Below are 16,609 nucleotides of genomic sequence, written 5' to 3' on the forward strand. Positions count from 1 at the left end.
GGCGCATCGTTCTGCGCGGAAAACCAGGGCCACTTTTCGCTAGCGCGGCCCGCTGGGCCCGCACGATGCGCTAGTCTCCGGCCGCGTGAGACCCCATATTCGTTCGCCGCACGTCTTGCAGCGAAACTTCAGAGGAGAGGCATTTGAGCCCAGCGGACAATGTGACCGCACGAGCCCAAAAGGGGCGGAACGCCAGCAGCTTGCATCCCGGCGTCGTCGAAGAGGCCGAGATCGTCCTCACCTTCGACGACAATCGCCTCGCCAGCCTCGTTTTCGGACAATACGACCAGAACCTCGCCCATCTGGAGCGGCGCCTGAACGTGACCGCCATCGCCAACGGCAACCGGGTCACCGTGAAGGGCACGCCGGAAGCCTCCGAGATGGCCCGCCGGGTCCTGGAAGGGCTCTACGAGCGCGCCCGCCAGGGCGGAGCGCTCGGGCCCGGCGACGTGGATGGTGCCGTTGAGGAAAGCACGCTGCAGGGCAGCCTCTTCCCGGCCGCCGAGGAGCCGCCGGTCCCGGGGCTCACGGCCTTCGACCAGATCTCCACCCGCCGGCGCGGACCGGTGCGGGCCCGCAACGCCTCCCAGAACACCTATATCAAGGCGCTCAAGACGAACGAGCTCGTCTTCGCCGAAGGCCCGGCCGGCACCGGCAAGACCTGGCTGGCCGTCGGCTATGCGGTTTCGCTGCTCGAAGCCGGCCAGGTCGACCGCCTGATCATCTCCCGTCCGGCCGTCGAGGCCGGCGAGCGGCTCGGCTTCCTGCCCGGCGACATGCGCGAGAAGGTCGATCCCTATCTCCGGCCGATCTACGACGCCCTCTACGATTTCATGGAGGCCCGGCACGTGGACCGGGGCCTGCAGACCGGCATGATCGAGATCGCCCCCTTGGCCTTCATGCGCGGGCGCACCCTCACCAACGCCCTGGTGCTGCTCGACGAGGCGCAGAACACCACGTCGATGCAGATGAAGATGTTCCTGACCCGCCTCGGCGAGGGCTCGCGGATGATCATCACGGGCGACCCGACCCAGATCGACCTGCCGCCGGGTCAGAAATCCGGCTTGGTCGAGGCGGTGCGCATCCTGAACGGCGTCGAGGGGATCGCCCGCGTCACCTTCAAGGAGGCCGACGTGGTGCGCCATGACCTGGTACGCCGCATCGTGACGGCCTACGACAAGGCCGCCCGCGAGGCGCCGCCGGAGCCGCCGCGCCCGGATTACCGGGACCGCCGGCCGTGATCACCCTCGACATCATGATTGAGGCGGGAGATTGGGACCGCCTCGCGGACGCGGAGGCCCTCGCCCAGAAGGCCGCGGAGGCCGCCCTCGCGGTGACCTATGAAGCGGATGGCGCATTCGAGGCGAGCGTCATGCTCGCCGACGATGCCCAGATCCGGGACCTGAACCGCACCTGGCGGGGCAAGGACAAGCCTACCAACGTGCTCTCTTTCCCGGCGCCCGAGCAGCCGGGCGCCACAGGCCCTCGCCATTTGGGCGATATTGCTCTAGCCTACGAGACGCTGGTGCGCGAATCCGAGGAAGAATCCAAGGAGCTCGCGCATCATTTTGCCCATTTGATCGTCCATGGAGTACTGCATCTCCTCGGCTACGACCACGAGGTCGAGGCGGAGGCGGAGATCATGGAAGCTCTTGAGGTCAAGGCGCTCGCCACCCTCGGCATCGCCGATCCCTATCGCGACATGGCAGCATGAACGGCTGACAACCCAAAGCAATGAACGAAGATCGAAGTCGTAGCGACCGACCTGTCCGAACCCTCACCGAGACAGACGACACACGCGACCACTGGTACGACCGGGTTCTGACCCGTCTCGGCCTGAAACCCCGCGAATCCATCCGCCACGATCTTGAGGACGTCCTCGCGGAAACCGTCGAGGACACGGATTTCTCGCCCCAGGAGCGGGCGATGCTCAAGAACGTGCTCTCCTTCCACCGCATCCGCGTGGAGGACGTGATGGTGCCGCGCGCCGACATCGTGGCGGTAGCGGCGGACACCAATCTCGGCGAGCTCCTGAGCCTGTTCCGCACGGCCGGCCATTCCCGGCTGCCCGTCTACGGCGAGACCCTGGACGATCCCAAGGGGATGGTTCACATCCGCGACTTCCTCGATTTCATCGCCATGCGGGCCGATGGCGGGGCTGTGGCCGGATCCGGCCACGAGGCCCCCCTGCCGAGCCTCGGCGAGATCGACCTGTCGATGGCGCTCTCCTCCGCCAACATCCTCCGTCCGGTCCTGTTCGTGCCGCGCTCCATGCCGGCGATCGACCTGCTGGTGCGCATGCAGGCGACCCGGACGCACATGGCTCTCGTGATCGACGAATACGGCGGGACCGATGGCCTCGTGTCGATCGAGGATCTGGTCGAGATGGTGGTGGGCGACATCGAGGACGAGCACGACGAGGATTCGACCCTCACCATCGTGCCGGCGGCCGACGGCACCTACATCGCCGATGCCCGCGCCAGCCTCGACGAGGTCAAGGAGGTTCTGGGCCTCGACCTCACCGAGGAGGAAGGCGCCGAGGACATCGATACGATCGGCGGCTTCATCGTCACGCTGGCCGGCCGCGTCCCGTCCCGCAGCGAGGTGATCGAGGGACCGTCGGGCCTGGAATTCGAGGTTCTCGACGCCGATCCGCGGCGTGTGAAACGCCTTCGCGTCCATCGCCGCACCCCGGCCTCGACCGAGGTGGAGATCAGCGAAGGAAAACCGGTCGCGCCGCGTCCTGAAAGCGCTGCCGCGGAATGAGGCTCCTGGCCAAATGAGGCTCCTGGCCAAATGAGGCTCTTGGCGAAGCGCGTCAGCCTCCTGCGAGGCTGGCGCCGCTGGCTCACGGCTTTTGCGGCCGGAGCCGCCGGCGCCCTGGCCATGCCGCCCTTTGGGTTTCTGCCCGCTCTTGTCCTCTCCCTGGTCCCCGCGATCTGGCTCCTGGACGGCACGGCCAGGAACGGTCCGTCTCGCGGGGCCGCTTTCCGATCCGCCGGCCTCCTCGGCTGGTTCTGGGGCTTCGGCTATTTCGTCGCCGGGTTGTGGTGGCTCGGCGCTGCCTTTCTTGTGGAGGCGGACCAGTTCGCCTGGGCCATGCCGTTCGGCGTGCTTGGGCTGCCTGCCCTGCTGGCCTTCTTTCCCGCCTTCGGCTTCGTCCTCGCCCGCCTGCTCTGGCTGCCGGATGCCGGGCGCATCCTCGCCTTTGCCTTCGGGCTGACGGTCAGCGAATGGCTGCGGGGCCATCTCTTCACCGGGTTTCCCTGGAACAACCCCGGGATGGCGCTCGGCCAGAACCTGTGGCTGATGCAGTCTGCCGCACTGATCGGCCTCTACGGCCTGACCTTCCTGAGCCTCCTGATCGGTGCAGCGCCGGCCGTGCTGCTCACCGGCACCACGGGGCGGGCCCGCTGGACCGCTCCTGCGATCGCGGCCTGTCTCCTCGCCGGCCTTGCGCTCTTCGGCATGTGGCGCGTCCCGTCGGAGGCTTCGCCCGTCGTCGAGGCCGTGCATCTGCGCATCATGCAGCCCAACCTGCCGCAGGATGCCAAGTTCAACCCGCGCAATCGGGACGCCATCATGCGGCGCTACCTGAATCTGAGCGCGAGCCCGCGCCGCGACGGCAGCCCGGCGGCGCCGACCCATATCGTCTGGCCGGAATCGGCGTTCCCCTTCCTGCTCCACCGCGATGCCGGCTCGCTCGCGCAGATCGCCACCCTGCTCGGGCCGGGCTCCGTCCTGATCACGGGCGCCGCCCGTATGGATGCTCCCCTGCCGGGTGAGGCCGCGGGCAAGTTCTACAATGCCATCCAGGTGATCGACGAGAAGGGCACGATCCTCGGCACCTACGACAAGGTGCATCTGGTCCCGTTCGGGGAGTATGTGCCGAAAATTCTCGAGGCCTTGATCCGGGCCGCGGGACTGCGCCAGTTCGTGCACATCCCCGGTGGATTCGAGCCGAGCGGGACGCGCACAACCTTGTCCATTCCGGGCCTCCCGCCGGTGGCTGCGACGATCTGCTACGAGGCGATTTTTCCAGGCGAGATCCTGGCCGCGGGTCCGCGTCCCGACCTGATCGTGAATGTCACGAACGACGCGTGGTTCGGGCAGACGCCGGGGCCCTATCAGCATTTCGCCCAGGCCCGTCTGCGGGCGGTCGAGGAAGGCCTTCCTCTGGTCAGGGCCGCCAATACGGGAATTTCGGCCGTCGTCGATTCTTTCGGCCGTGTCACGGCCGATCTTCAACTGGGGATTGAGGGAATTTTGGATGCCGATCTGCCGGTTGCAGGCCCTCCTACTCTTTATAGGAAGTGGGGCATGTTTTCTTTGACGGCCACGCTTTCGATCTGCTTAATCATCCTGATTGCACGTCGCAGGCACCCGCCATTCCCATAAAAAAATGCTTCGATGCTGCGTCAGTTTCGGCAAGGGGACAGGCCATAATGAAGAAGTCGACGGGCTCGATCGATAAGGAAATCGGAAGCAGAGTGCGGATGCGCCGTGTCTCCATCGGGATGAGCCAGGAGAAGCTTGGCGATATGCTTGGCCTGACCTTTCAGCAGGTTCAGAAATACGAAAAGGGCATGAACCGGATCAGCGTGGCCCGCCTCGTCGAAATCGCCAAGATCCTCAATGTCGAGATCGAGTTCTTCTTTGACGGGATCAGGGGCGGAAAGCCCGAAGGCGGCTTCGCCGAAAGCGGTTCGCCTCCCTACGTGGCCGACATGATGTCGACCCCCGAAGGCCTGCAGCTCGTCCGAACCTTTGCCAGCATCAAGAGCCCCAGGGTTCGCAAAAGCATCGTTCAGCTCGTCAGTTCGCTGGCCTCGCAGGAGGAGGTTGAGCGTTCGTCATAAAGAACACGTTCGCTTGACCTTTCCCTCAGCCTGCGGCATGAGCATGTTTCTGAGCCTGTCCATTGTTACAGGTTAACCAATTTTCGTTGCCTGAAGGAATCCCATCGTGCGGCGTTCGAGCTATCTTTTCACGAGCGAGTCGGTCTCCGAGGGGCATCCGGACAAGGTCTGCGACCGGATTTCCGATGCCGTTGTCGACGCCTATCTGGCCGCCGAGCCGGAAGCCCGAGTGGCCTGCGAGACCTTGGCTACCACCAACCGCGTCGTCATCGCCGGCGAGGTCCGCGGCCCTGAATCCATCACCAAGGACACGGTGATCGAGCTCGCCCGGAACGCCATCAAGGACATCGGCTACGAGCAGGACGGATTCCACTGGAAGACCGCCGACGTGTCGGTCTATCTCCATGCCCAGTCGGCCCACATTGCCCAGGGCGTCGACGCCGCCGGCAGCAAGGATGAGGGCGCAGGCGACCAGGGCATCATGTTCGGGTATGCCTGCAACGAGACGCCCGAGCTGATGCCGGCGCCGATCTATTACGCCCACAAGATCCTCGAGAACCTGACTGCGGCCCGCAAGGGCAAGGTCGGCGACGCGGCCAAGCTCGGCCCCGACGCCAAGAGCCAGGTCACGCTGCGCTACGAGAACGGCAAGCCCGTCGCGGCAACCCAGATCGTCCTGTCGACCCAGCACCTGGACGAGAGCCTCTCCTCGGACGACGTGCGCACGATTGTCGAGCCCTATATCCGTCAGACCCTGCCCGCGGGCTGGATCTCGCCCGACACGATCTGGCACGTGAACCCCACGGGCAAGTTCGTCATCGGCGGACCCGACGGCGATTGCGGCCTCACCGGCCGCAAGATCATCGTGGACACCTACGGCGGCGCAGCCCCGCACGGCGGCGGCGCCTTCTCCGGCAAGGATCCGACCAAGGTGGACCGCTCGGCCGCCTACGCGGCGCGCTATCTCGCCAAGAACGTGGTTGCCGCGGGTCTCGCCGAGAACTGCACCCTGCAGCTCTCCTACGCCATCGGCGTGGCCAAGCCCCTGTCGATCTACGTGGACCTCCACGGCACCGGCACGGTGGACGAGGGCAAGCTGGAGGCGATCCTCATGGACGCCATGGATCTGTCGCCCCGCGGCATCCGCACGCATCTCGGCCTCAACAAGCCGATCTATGCCCGCACCTCCGCCTACGGCCATTTCGGCCGCAAGCCGGATGCGGACGGCGGCTTCTCCTGGGAGCGCACGGATCTGGCCGACCGCCTCAAGGCAGCGTTCCGCTAAGATCCGCCTGGCGGGCCGGACGCATCCGGCCCCTGAGCCTCACGATACGAGCCGGTTCCCTCTCGGGTGAATCGGCTCTCATTGCATTCCCGGCACGACACGCGCCTGTTTCTCAGCCCGATCGTACCGTCCCCAGGAGCATTGGTCCCATGAGCGAAGCCGCCGATCGGGCCGGCGCCTTTTTCGGGCGACGCAAGGGCAAGAAGCTTCGCGCCGGCCAGGACGAACTGGTTCAGACCTTGTTACCCGCGATCCGCGTCGCCCCGGGCAGACCTCTGTCGGACCAGTTTCCCAACCGGGACGCGCGGGAAACCTGGCTCGAGATCGGGTTCGGCGGCGGCGAGCATCTCGCCGCGCAGGCCCGCGCGCACCGCGACGTCAATGTCGTCGGGTGCGAGCCCTTCGTGAACGGCATGGCGAAGCTTCTCGCGGTGGTCGAGCACGAGCGCCTCGACAATGTCCGCGTCTGGGACGACGATGTCACCGACCTCCTGCCGACCCTGCCCGACGCCTCCTTCGACCGGGTCTACATTCTCTATCCCGACCCCTGGCCCAAGCGCCGGCAGCGCAAGCGCCGCCTCGTGTCCAACGAGACCCTCGAGAGTCTCGCGCGGGTGATGAAGCCCGGCGCCGAGCTGCGTTTCGCCAGCGACATCGACGATTACATCGGCTGGGTGCTGGCCCGAGCCCTGCGGTCCCGGCATTTCCGCTGGACGGCCACCCGGGCCGACGACTGGCGCCGGCCCTACGACGGCTGGCCGGGCACCCGCTACGAGGCCAAGGCCATCCGCGAGGGCCGGGTGCCGAGCTATCTCACCTTCGTGCGGGTCTGATCGTCAGGCGGGTGACGCAGCCGCGCGCTCGTCGCTCATCACCGTGCCGTCGACGAGATGGAGGCGGCGATCAGCCCGGGCGGCGAACTCCATGTCGTGGGTGACCGCAACAACGGTCTTTCCGCCCTTGTGCACGAGGCCCCGCAGGATCTGGAACACCTGCTCCGAGTTCTTGCTGTCCAGACTGCCGGTCGGCTCGTCGGCCAACACCACATGGGGATCGTTGGCGAGCGCCCGCGCCACCGCCACCCTCTGGCGCTGGCCGCCCGAGAGCTGATCCGGCCGCTTGTCGAGATGGCCGGCGAGCCCGAGCTCTTCCAGCAGGGCCGCGGCGCGGTCGTGCATGGCGGCCGCCGACAGCCGGCCCGCCTTGCGCATCGGCAGCTCCACGTTCCGCAGGATCGTGAATTCCGGCAGCAGGAAGTGGAACTGGAACACGAAACCCAGCATCTCGAGCCTCAGGCGGGCGAGGGCCCGGTCGTCCAGGGTGGAGGTGTCCCGCCCGTCGATCCTCAAGGTGCCGCTCGTCGGGCGGTCGAGAAGGCCCAGCAGGTAGAGCAGCGACGACTTGCCGGAGCCCGACGGGCCCGTGATGGCGATGAACTCACGCTCGCCCACCGTCAGCGACACGTCGCGCACCAGCGTCACCGGCACGGTGGCGGGCAGGACGCGGGTGAGGTGGTCGGCCTCGATTCGCCAAGTCATGTGGCGCCCCGGATGATGTCGACCGGATTGAGCCGCGCGGCCTGACGCGCCGGGAGATAGCCGGCCACGCCGGCGGACACGAGGGCGAAGGCCGAGGCGATCGCGTAGTGCCAGACGCTCCAGAAGAGGGGCAGGCGCGTCATTTCGCGGCCGACCCCGGCGCCCGAAAGCTTGAACTCCACCTGCGACAGGGCGAGGCAGAGGAGAAGGCCGATGGCCCAGCCGACGACGGAACCGGCGAGCCCGAGCGCCAACCCCTCGATCAGGAACAGCCGGCGCATGTTGGCCTGGGTGAAGCCGAGGGACTTCAGGATCGCGATGTCGCGCGCCTTCTCGTGCGTGATGGTCGAGATGATGTTGAAGATCCCGAACCCGGCCACCAGCAGGATCGCGCCCACCACCGTGTACATGACCACGTTGCGCACCACCAGCGCCTCGAGAAGCGATTCGTTCGCCTCCTGCCAGGGCACCGCCTTGTAGCCGAGCTCGGCCTCCGCCTGGCGGGCGACCCGGGGGGCGGCCGCCGGATCGTCGAGGCGCAGGCGAATGTCGTTGATGGCGTTGGGGCGCTCGCTCAGGATCTGGGCATTCTTGAGAAGCACGTAGGCTTCGCCCTCGTCGCGGGCGTTGGTGCCCGTGTGGAACTGCCCGACGATCCGGAAGCCGCGCGACTGGCCGGTCGGAGCGACGACCTGGATCGTGGTGCCCGTGGAGGCGCCGAGCCTCTGCGCCAGGCGGTCGCCCACGACAATGTTGTTGCCGCCGGACCGAAGCGTGTCGAAACTGCCCGACAGGAAGTCCCCTGCGACGGACGAGACCTCAGCCTCGCCTTCCGGCTCGATGCCGATCACGGTCACGCCCACGTCGCGCCCGGCGTAACGGACCACGCCCTGCGTGCGCAGGGCCTGCGCCATGCGTCCGGGCACCCAGGCCCTCAGGGAAGCCGTGGCCGCGGCCGGATTGAGAATGCCGCGCCGGTCCTCCTTCGGCCGCAAGCCCTCGAACTGGGCCGCGGCGAACAGATCCTCCGCAGGCTGCCGCCGGGGCGAACGGTGCTCGTCGGTGATCTGAACGTGCGGCATGGTGTCCACGAGCTGGGCGACGAAATCCTTTTCGGTGCCCTGCATCAGGGCCGCCATGGCGATGGAGAAGCCGACCCCGAGAGCGACGCCCAGGATCGCCACGATCGTCTGGCGTCCGCGCCCGGCGATGTGGGTCAGGGCCAGTTCCAGGATGAGGCGCATGTCACCCCTGCCTTTCCCGAACCTTCGTCCCGTCGGCAAGCTCGTCCGGGAACGGGGCGATCACCCGGTCCGTGTCGGAGAGGCCCTGCCGGATCTGCGAGTTGCTGGCTCCCCGGATGCCGACTGTCACGTCGCGCCTGCGGGCCACAGCGCCGTCGAGCACGAACAGGGCGCCGCCGCGCAGGGCGTTGGTCGGGACGAGAAGAGCGCCGGGCTCGATCCGCACGATCGCGTTCACCTCCACGGTCATACCGATGCGCAAGGGCGTGTCCTGCGGCAGGGCCAGGTGGACGCGATAGGTCTTGGCGATGGGATCGCCCTTCGGAGTGACCGAATCGACCTTCGCGTCCAGGACCTGGTCCGGAAAGGCGTCCGCCTTGAGGACGGCGCGCTGGCCGACCGCCACGCGCGGGATGTCCTCCTCGTTCACGTCGGCCTCCACCTGCAGGGGCTTGGGCTCACCGACCCAGAACAGGATCGTCCCGGGCTCGGCCGCCTCTCCCACCTCGCCGTCCTGGCGCAGGACGACGCCGCTCATGGGAGCCCGCAGGACATAGGATTCGAGCCGGGTCTCCTGGCCGGCGATCAGGGCCTGGATCTGGCCGAGCTCGCTGCGGGCCCGGTCGAGAGCCTGATCGCTGGCGACCCGTCGTTCCACCAGGGCGGCGATCCGATCGTAATCGGCCATGGTCAGCTTCTGCCGCGCCTTCAGCTCCGCCAGGGTGGCCTCCGGCTGGCGGCTGTCGAGGCGGGCCAGAACCGCTCCGCGCTCCACCGACTCGCCCTCGCAATTGCACAGCTCGACGATCCGCTCGCGCAGGAGAGGCGCCACCTTGGCCCAGGTGCGCGGCTCCACGACCCCAGTGGCATAGACGATCTCGGCGGCGTCGCCACGCTTCGGCGACATCGTGGTGACCTCCTGCGGGCGGCTGAGGCGCCAAGAGGCCGCTGCAGCGGCCAGCAGCGCGAGCCCGAGGAAAAGAACGCGGGACATCGTCAAGGCATGATGCTCCGAAGGAGACCCTTGCCTATTATAGCTCAGACCCGGCCGCGACAGCGCAGCTTTCTCGACCCGGCTGCGGCTCGCCTTCCGTCGCGGAGCACTGGCAGGACCTCGGGCGGTTGCGGACCAGACGGCGGGCGCATGACGGGACGATCGAGAGAACTCTTGCATTTTTCGACGTGAATCGGTATATCTCTCACGTCAGCTCTGGTTGCAGCGTCAAGCTGCTGGTCGAGAGTGGGCCCCCCGGGGTCCGCTCTTTTTTATTGCTTGGACCCCGGGGCGTGCGGAGAGCCATGACAAACGAACGCGACAACCGACTGATCACCGAGAACGGCGTCGCCGCCCGGGTGGCGGCCATCGTCGAGCCGGTGATCGAGGATCTGGGCTTCAATCTCGTGCGGGTGCGGGTCAGCGGCCAGAACGGATGCACCGTCCAGATCATGGCCGAGAGGCCGGACGGCACCATGTCGGTGGCCGATTGCGAGACCGTGAGCCGGGCGATTTCGCCGGTTCTCGATCTCGAGGATCCCATCACCACGGCCTATCATCTGGAGATCTCCTCGCCGGGGATCGACCGCCCGCTGGTGCGCGTCAGCGATTTCGAGCGCTGGAGCGGCTACGAGGCCAAGGTGGAGATGGCCGTGCCGGTCGCCGGCCGCAAGCGCTACCGCGGCCTCCTCCGGGGTGTGGAGGACGGGATGCTCGTGATCGAGCTGCCGGACGTAAAGGAAGGTCTCGATCCGATCGCCCGGGTGCCCGTGACGGATCTCGGCGAGGCTCACCTCGTTCTCACCGACGAGCTGATCCGTGAATCGCTGCGCCGCGGAACGGCGCCGACCACGGACGATCTTGATGAAGACACGGATGTGGTCAATGCGCCCGACGAGACGCCGGACCCGTCCGATCAGACAAAACCGAACTAAGGAGCGACCTCGATGGCTATCAGCGCCAACAGGCTTGAACTCTTGCAGATCGCCGATGCGGTCGCGCGCGAGAAGGTGATCGACAAGCAGATCGTGCTCGACGCCATGGCGGATGCCATCGCCAAGGCGGCCCGGTCCCGCTACGGGGCCGAGACCGACATCCACGCGGAGATCAACCCGAAGACCGGCGAGCTGCGCCTCGCCCGCCACCTCCTGGTGGTCGACGACGGCGCGGTGGAGAACGATTCCCGCGAGATCACCCTGGCCGAGGCCCGCACCCGCCACAATCCGGCCGCCCAGGTGGGCGACGTGATCGCCGACACCCTGCCGCCCTTCGATTTCGGCCGCATCGCCGCCCAGTCGGCCAAGCAGGTGATCGTGCAGAAGGTGCGCGACGCCGAGCGCGACCGGCAGTATCAGGAATACAAGGACCGCATCGGCGAGGTCGTGAACGGCGCGGTCAAGCGCGTCGAATACGGCAACGTGATCGTCGATCTCGGCCGCGGCGAGGCGATCATCCGCCGCGACGAGCTCATCCCGCGAGAGACCTTCCGCCCGGGCGACCGCATCCGCGCCTATCTCTTCGACGTTCGCCGCGAAGCCCGCGGGCCGCAGATCTTCCTGTCGCGCACCCATCCGCAGTTCATGGCGAAGCTCTTCGCCTCCGAGGTGCCAGAGATCTACGACGGCATCGTGTCGGTGCAGGCGGTGGCCCGCGATCCCGGCTCCCGGGCCAAGATCGCCGTGACCTCGCGCGACAGCTCCATCGACCCGGTCGGCGCCTGCGTGGGCATGCGGGGCTCCCGCGTCCAGGCGGTGGTGGGCGAGCTGCAGGGCGAGAAGATCGACATCATCCCCTGGTCCCAGGACCAGGCGACCTTCATCGTCAACGCGCTCCAGCCTGCGGAAGTGGTCAAGGTGGTGCTCGACGAGGAGGCCGACCGCATCGAGGTGGTGGTGCCCGACGATCAGCTCTCGCTGGCCATCGGCCGCCGCGGCCAGAACGTGCGCCTCGCCTCGCAGCTCACCGGCTGGGACATCGACATTCTCACCGAAGCCGAGGAATCCGAGCGGCGCCAGAAGGAATTCGCCGAGCGCACCGAGCTGTTCATGAACGCTCTCGACGTGGACGAGGTCGTGGGCCAGCTGCTGGCCTCCGAGGGCTTCCGCTCCGTCGAGGAGATCGCCTACGTGGATGCCGGCGAGGTGGCCTCCATCGAGGGCTTCGACGAGGATACGGCCGCCGAGATCCAGAGCCGCGCGCAGGAATACCTCGCCCGCATCGAGGCCGAGAACGACGCCCGCCGCCAGGAACTGGGCGTCTCGGACGACCTGAAGGAGATCGACGGCGTCACAACTGCCATGATGGTGGCTCTGGGCGAGAACGACATCAAGAATGTCGAGGACCTGGCCGGCTGCGCCACCGACGATCTCGTCGGCTGGACGGAAGGCCGCGGCCCGGAGGCGACCCGCTACAAGGGTGCGCTCGACGGCTTCGACCTGTCCCGTGCGGACGCCGAGAACATGATCATGGCCGCCCGCGTGAAGGCCGGCTGGATCGAGCAGCCGGAAGAGACGGTGGAGACCGAGGGATTGGCCGAAGAGGCCGAGACCGAGGCTCAGCCGTCTTAACTGGGCCATGGTAAAGCGAGGTCAGCACCCGTGCCGCGGCATGAACCGGAGCGCACCTGCATCATCACCCGCGAGGCGAAAGGCCCCGCGGAGCTGATCCGCTTTGTCCTCGGGCCCGACCATCAGGTCGTCCCCGACCTCCGGCACAAGCTGCCGGGCCGCGGCGTCTGGGTCACGGCCCGGTTCGACATGGTGGAAGAAGCGGCCAAACGTCGCCTCTTCTCCCGGGCCTTCAAGGCCGAGGCCAAGGCCGCGGAGACCCTGGCCCTGGACATCGAGCGCATGCTCCGGGACGATCTGCGCCAGGGCCTGGCCCTCGCCAACAAGGCCGGCGCGGTGATCACCGGCTTCCACAAGGTCGAGTCGGCGATCACGGATAAGCCCATCGTTGCCCTTATTCATGCCGCAGAGGCGGCCGAAGATGGGCGAAGAAAATTGGCGAACCAGTTGCGAAAACGCCTCGGCGACGCAATATCTCACTTTCCGGTCATCCAAGAATTGTCGATCGACGAATTGGATTTGGCATTAGGCCGGTCACATGTGATACATGCTGCCCTCGTCGCGGGCGCTGGGAGCGACGGCTTTCTGAACCGCTGGCACCGTTACCGCTCCTATCGCGGCACCGATGCCGATCAAACTGGCCTCGAGAACGAGACCGGCGAACCCACGATTTTGAAACCCGCAGGAACTGAGGCGGAATGACTGATACGAAAAACCAGGGCGACAAGACTCTCCACGTGTCGTCCAAGACGCTTTCTCTGAAGCGACCCGTCGAACAGGGCGTGGTGCGCCAAAGCTTCTCCCATGGCCGGTCCAAGTCGGTCGTGGTGGAGACGGTCAAGCGTCGCCCTGCTGTCGGCCCCAGCCCCGGGGTCAAGGAAGACAGGCCCGCGCCTCAACAGGCCGCGGCCCCCGCGAGCGCGCCCAAGCCCGCCGCTGCCGCTCCAAAGCCGGCCGCTCCGGCCCCGAAGCCGGCTGCCCCGGCCCAGGGCGGCCGTCCGCAGCGCAGCGCCCCGAACACTCCCCGGTCCGGCGGCATGGTGCTGCAGACGCTCTCCGAGCAGGAGCGCGATGCGCGCATGAACGCGCTGGTCGACGCCCGCCGTCGCGACGAGGAAGACCGCAAGCGCCAGGCCGAAGAGGTAGCCCGCCGCGCCGAGCGCGAGGCTGCGGAAGCCAAGGAGCGTGAAGCGGCCGAAGCCCGCAAGCGCGAGGAGGACGAGCGCCGCCGTCAGGATGACGAGCGCAAGCGCCGCGCCGAGGACGAGGCGCGCCGTCGCCTGGGCGAAGAAGCTCCGCGCCCGTCGTCCGCACCGGCTCCTGCCGGTGCCGGCCGCGCGCCCGGCTCCGACCGGCCCCGGTCCGATGGACCCCGCCCTGCCGGCCGTTTCGATGGCCCGCGTACCGGTGGCCCGCGCTCGGATGGTCCCCGTCCCGGCGGCTTCGGCGGCCCGCGCAGCGGTGGCGGCACCATGGGTGGTCGTCCGCCGAGCCTGAACCATATGGCGCGCCCTGCCGCGCCGGTCGCGCCCGATCCGGAGACGGCAAAGCCGAACGTTCGCACGACCCCGCCCGTGGCTGCCCGCGCGGCCGTGGCGGATGACGAGGAAGGCGCCCGCACCATCCGCCGTCCCGGCATCGCCGCCAAGCCGGCGGCTCTGCCGAAGACGCCCAAGGTCGCTCCCGGCGAGGAAAAGCGCCGCGGCCGCCTGACTCTGGCCAATGCGACCTCGGGCGAGGACGAGCGTACCCGCTCGCTCGCCGCGTTCCGTCGCCGCAACCAGCGCCTCATGGGCCACCGTCAGGTGGAACAGAAGGAAAAGATCGCCCGCGAGGTGATCATTCCCGAGACGATCACGATCCAGGAACTGGCGAACCGCATGTCGGAGCGCGCCGTGGACGTGATCAAGATGCTGATGAAGCAAGGCCAGATGCACAAGATCACGGACGTGATCGATTCCGACTCAGCTCAGCTGATCGCGGAAGAGCTCGGCCATACGGTGAAGCGCGTTGCGGAATCGGACGTCGAGGAAGGCCTCTTCGACACGCCGGACACGGACGAGAACCTCTCGATCCGCCCGCCGGTGGTGACCATCATGGGCCACGTCGACCACGGCAAGACTTCGCTGCTCGACGCGATCCGCAAGACCAACGTGGTGTCCGGCGAGGCCGGCGGCATCACCCAGCATATCGGCGCCTATCAGGTGACCTCGCCGCTCGGCGGCAAGATCACGTTCATCGATACGCCGGGCCACGCGGCCTTCACGGCCATGCGTGCCCGCGGCGCCAAGGTGACGGACATCGTGGTGCTGGTGGTGGCGGCCGATGACGGCGTCATGCCGCAGACCGTCGAGGCGATCAACCACGCCCAGGCGGCCGGCGTGCCGCTGATCGTGGCGATCAACAAGGTGGACAAGCCCGACGCCAACCCGCAGCGGGTCCGGACCGAGCTGCTGCAGCACTCGATCGTGGTCGAGTCGATGGGCGGCGAGACCCTCGAGTTCGAGGTCTCGGCCAAGACCGGCCAGGGTCTCGAGACCCTGCTCGAAGGCCTCCAGCTCCAGGCCGAAATCCTCGAGCTCAAGGCCAACGCCGAACGGTCGGCGGAAGGCACTGTCATCGAGGCGAAGCTCGATCGCGGCCGCGGTCCCGTGGCGACCGTGCTGGTGCAGCGCGGCACGCTCCACACGGGCGACATCGTCGTGGCCGGCGCCGAGTGGGGCCGTGTGCGCGCCCTGATCAACGATCTCGGCGCCACCGTGAAGGAGGCCGGTCCCTCGGTTCCCGTCGAGGTTCTGGGCTTCAACGGCACGCCCGAGGCCGGCGACCGCGTCGCGGTGGTCGAGTCCGAAGCCCGTGCCCGCGAGGTCACCGAATACCGGACGCGCCAGAAGCGCGAGCGTCAGGCCGCCCGCATGGGCTCGGCCGGACGGACTCTCGTCGACATGATGCGCGACCTCAAGGCCGGAGCGGGCCGCAAGGAGTTCCCGCTCGTGGTCCGGGCGGACGTGCAGGGCTCGGCGGAGGCCATCGTCGGTGCGCTCGAGAAGGTCGGCAACGAGGAAGTGGCAGCCCGGATCGTCCAGGCGGGCGTCGGCGGCATCTCCGAGTCCGACGTCACCCTGGCGGAAGCCTCGGGGGCCATCATCCTGGCCTTCAACGTGCGCGCCCACAAGGAAGCCCGCGAGGCCGCCGAACGTGCCGGCATCGAGATCCGCTACTACAACATCATCTACGACCTCGTGGATGACGTGAAGGCGGCGATGTCCGGACTCCTGGCTCCGACCCTGCGCGAAGAGCGTCTCGGCGAGGCCCAGGTCCTCGAGGTGTTCAACGTGTCGAAGGTCGGCAAGATCGCCGGCTGCCGCGTCCTCGACGGCGTGGTCCAGCGCGGCGCCCATGTCCGCCTGATCCGCGACAACGTGGTGATCCACGAGGGCAGGCTCTCGCAGCTCAAGCGCTTCAAGGACGACGCCCGCGAGGTCACGTCGGGCCAGGAATGCGGCATGTCCTTCGAGAACTATCAGGACATGCGCGCCGGCGACCTCATCGAGTGCTACCGCGTGGAAGAGGTGAAGCGGACGCTGTAAGAAGCGCCCGACTTCGCCCCATCATCGCCCATCAATCCTCATGGCCGGGTCGCTCCCGGCCATGATCCCTTTTGACCGATCCGGTCCAATCCCGGAGAAGCACCCATGGCCAAACGTTTCGAACAATCCAGCGGACCCTCGCAGCGCCAGCAGCGCGTCGCGGAGCTGATCCGCCACGCCCTCGCCGAGGTCCTCTCGCGCGGGGACCTGCAGGACGACGTGCTGACGAGGAACGTCATCACCATCCCGGAAGTGCGCATGTCGCCCGACCTGAAGCTCGCGACCGCCTACGTCATGCCGCTCGGCGGGCGCGACGAGGACGCCGTGCTCAAGGCCCTCGACAAGAACAAGAAGCTGCTGCGCCAGGAGGTGGCCCGCCGGGTCAACCTGAAATTCGCGCCCGATCTGCGCTTCCGCCGCGACGAGAGCTTCGACGAGGCCGCCCGCATCGACGCGCTGCTGCGGTCCGAGCGCGTGGCCCGCGACACGGTCAAGCCCGAGCCTGACCCTTCCGACGACAGCAGCGAGTAAG

The 16,609-nt window shown here is 67.5% G+C and carries 15 protein-coding genes; 12 read left to right on the forward strand and 3 right to left on the reverse strand.

Annotated elements, in window-relative coordinates:
- Positions 1-143: 143 nt before the first annotated feature.
- The 7 genes from HPT29_RS00885 to trmB all read left to right on the forward strand — a co-directional run bounded on the left by HPT29_RS00885 (position 144) and on the right by trmB (position 6,977).
- Positions 144-1,241: a PhoH family protein gene (locus HPT29_RS00885; protein WP_371823213.1), complete on the forward strand. Its 1,098-nt coding sequence runs from the start codon at positions 144-146 to the stop codon at positions 1,239-1,241.
- 14 nt (positions 1,242-1,255) lie between these two features.
- Entirely contained in the window at positions 1,256-1,714 is a 459-nt protein-coding gene (gene ybeY / locus HPT29_RS00890) for an rRNA maturation RNase YbeY (RefSeq protein ID WP_173948801.1), read from the forward strand.
- A gap of 20 nt (positions 1,715-1,734) precedes the next feature.
- Positions 1,735-2,766, forward strand: coding sequence for a hemolysin family protein (locus HPT29_RS00895; RefSeq protein ID WP_173948772.1), 1,032 nt, complete (start codon positions 1,735-1,737; stop codon positions 2,764-2,766).
- Positions 2,767-2,796: 30 nt separating this feature from the next.
- Complete coding sequence (lnt, locus tag HPT29_RS00900) at positions 2,797-4,398, forward strand: apolipoprotein N-acyltransferase (protein ID WP_173948771.1); 1,602 nt, start codon at positions 2,797-2,799, stop codon at positions 4,396-4,398.
- 47 nt (positions 4,399-4,445) lie between these two features.
- On the forward strand, positions 4,446-4,859 hold the full coding sequence (locus tag HPT29_RS00905) for a helix-turn-helix domain-containing protein (RefSeq protein ID WP_173948770.1): 414 nt from the start codon (positions 4,446-4,448) through the stop codon (positions 4,857-4,859).
- A gap of 106 nt (positions 4,860-4,965) precedes the next feature.
- Positions 4,966-6,144, forward strand: a complete 1,179-nt coding sequence (metK, locus tag HPT29_RS00910; protein ID WP_173948769.1) for a methionine adenosyltransferase — start codon at positions 4,966-4,968, stop codon at positions 6,142-6,144.
- A 149-nt stretch (positions 6,145-6,293) separates the two neighbouring features.
- Positions 6,294-6,977, forward strand: a complete 684-nt coding sequence (trmB, locus tag HPT29_RS00915; protein ID WP_173948768.1) for a tRNA (guanine(46)-N(7))-methyltransferase TrmB — start codon at positions 6,294-6,296, stop codon at positions 6,975-6,977.
- A gap of 3 nt (positions 6,978-6,980) precedes the next feature.
- Here trmB and HPT29_RS00920 read toward each other — a convergent pair whose 3' ends face one another.
- From HPT29_RS00920 to HPT29_RS00930, 3 genes are read right to left on the reverse strand one after another with little or no spacing between them, the layout of a single operon-like run.
- Positions 6,981-7,682 carry an ABC transporter ATP-binding protein gene (locus tag HPT29_RS00920; protein ID WP_173948767.1) on the reverse strand — a complete coding sequence of 234 codons (702 nt, stop codon included), beginning with the start codon at positions 7,680-7,682 and terminating at the stop codon, positions 6,981-6,983.
- Entirely contained in the window at positions 7,679-8,926 is a 1,248-nt protein-coding gene (locus HPT29_RS00925) for an ABC transporter permease (protein ID WP_173948766.1), read from the reverse strand. Before HPT29_RS00925 ends, HPT29_RS00920 begins: the two co-directional genes overlap by 4 nt.
- Before the next feature lies 1 nt (position 8,927).
- A complete protein-coding gene (locus HPT29_RS00930) occupies positions 8,928-9,920 on the reverse strand; it encodes an efflux RND transporter periplasmic adaptor subunit (RefSeq protein WP_173948765.1) in 993 nt (330 codons plus the stop codon).
- A 305-nt stretch (positions 9,921-10,225) separates the two neighbouring features.
- On the opposite strand from HPT29_RS00930, the gene rimP reads away from it, so the two are divergent.
- From rimP to rbfA, 5 genes are all read left to right on the forward strand, one after another.
- Positions 10,226-10,855 carry a ribosome maturation factor RimP gene (gene rimP, locus HPT29_RS00935; RefSeq protein ID WP_173948764.1) on the forward strand — a complete coding sequence of 210 codons (630 nt, stop codon included), beginning with the start codon at positions 10,226-10,228 and terminating at the stop codon, positions 10,853-10,855.
- Positions 10,856-10,867: 12 nt separating this feature from the next.
- A complete protein-coding gene (gene nusA / locus HPT29_RS00940; protein WP_173948763.1) occupies positions 10,868-12,487 on the forward strand; it encodes a transcription termination factor NusA in 1,620 nt (539 codons plus the stop codon).
- Between the two features lie 30 nt (positions 12,488-12,517).
- The gene (locus tag HPT29_RS00945) at positions 12,518-13,189 is read left to right on the forward strand and encodes an RNA-binding protein (RefSeq protein ID WP_173948762.1); all 672 of its coding nucleotides are present in this window, start codon (positions 12,518-12,520) and stop codon (positions 13,187-13,189) included.
- A complete protein-coding gene (gene infB / locus HPT29_RS00950) occupies positions 13,186-16,077 on the forward strand; it encodes a translation initiation factor IF-2 (RefSeq protein WP_173948761.1) in 2,892 nt (963 codons plus the stop codon). The genes HPT29_RS00945 and infB overlap by 4 nt, the downstream gene beginning before the upstream one ends.
- Positions 16,078-16,182: 105 nt before the next feature.
- Positions 16,183-16,608, forward strand: a complete 426-nt coding sequence (gene rbfA, locus HPT29_RS00955) for a 30S ribosome-binding factor RbfA (protein WP_173948760.1) — start codon at positions 16,183-16,185, stop codon at positions 16,606-16,608.
- Position 16,609 lies beyond the last annotated feature (1 nt).

The organism is Microvirga terrae (assembly GCF_013307435.2).
Classification (GTDB): Bacteria; Pseudomonadota; Alphaproteobacteria; order Rhizobiales; family Beijerinckiaceae; genus Microvirga; species Microvirga terrae.

What these genes read in the sequence shown, in the direction of transcription:
- ybeY (WP_173948801.1), top strand. Translation starts at nt 1,256, where the DNA reads ATGATTGAGGCGGGAGATTGGGACCGCCTCGCGGACGCGGAGGCCCTC.
- HPT29_RS00895 (WP_173948772.1), top strand. Translation starts at nt 1,735, where the DNA reads ATGAACGAAGATCGAAGTCGTAGCGACCGACCTGTCCGAACCCTCACC.
- lnt (WP_173948771.1), top strand. Translation starts at nt 2,797, where the DNA reads ATGAGGCTCTTGGCGAAGCGCGTCAGCCTCCTGCGAGGCTGGCGCCGC.
- HPT29_RS00905 (WP_173948770.1), top strand. Translation starts at nt 4,446, where the DNA reads ATGAAGAAGTCGACGGGCTCGATCGATAAGGAAATCGGAAGCAGAGTG.
- trmB (WP_173948768.1), top strand. Translation starts at nt 6,294, where the DNA reads ATGAGCGAAGCCGCCGATCGGGCCGGCGCCTTTTTCGGGCGACGCAAG.
- HPT29_RS00920 (WP_173948767.1), bottom strand. Translation starts at nt 7,682, where the DNA reads ATGACTTGGCGAATCGAGGCCGACCACCTCACCCGCGTCCTGCCCGCC.
- HPT29_RS00925 (WP_173948766.1), bottom strand. Translation starts at nt 8,926, where the DNA reads ATGCGCCTCATCCTGGAACTGGCCCTGACCCACATCGCCGGGCGCGGA.
- HPT29_RS00930 (WP_173948765.1), bottom strand. Translation starts at nt 9,920, where the DNA reads ATGTCCCGCGTTCTTTTCCTCGGGCTCGCGCTGCTGGCCGCTGCAGCG.
- rimP (WP_173948764.1), top strand. Translation starts at nt 10,226, where the DNA reads ATGACAAACGAACGCGACAACCGACTGATCACCGAGAACGGCGTCGCC.
- nusA (WP_173948763.1), top strand. Translation starts at nt 10,868, where the DNA reads ATGGCTATCAGCGCCAACAGGCTTGAACTCTTGCAGATCGCCGATGCG.
- infB (WP_173948761.1), top strand. Translation starts at nt 13,186, where the DNA reads ATGACTGATACGAAAAACCAGGGCGACAAGACTCTCCACGTGTCGTCC.
- rbfA (WP_173948760.1), top strand. Translation starts at nt 16,183, where the DNA reads ATGGCCAAACGTTTCGAACAATCCAGCGGACCCTCGCAGCGCCAGCAG.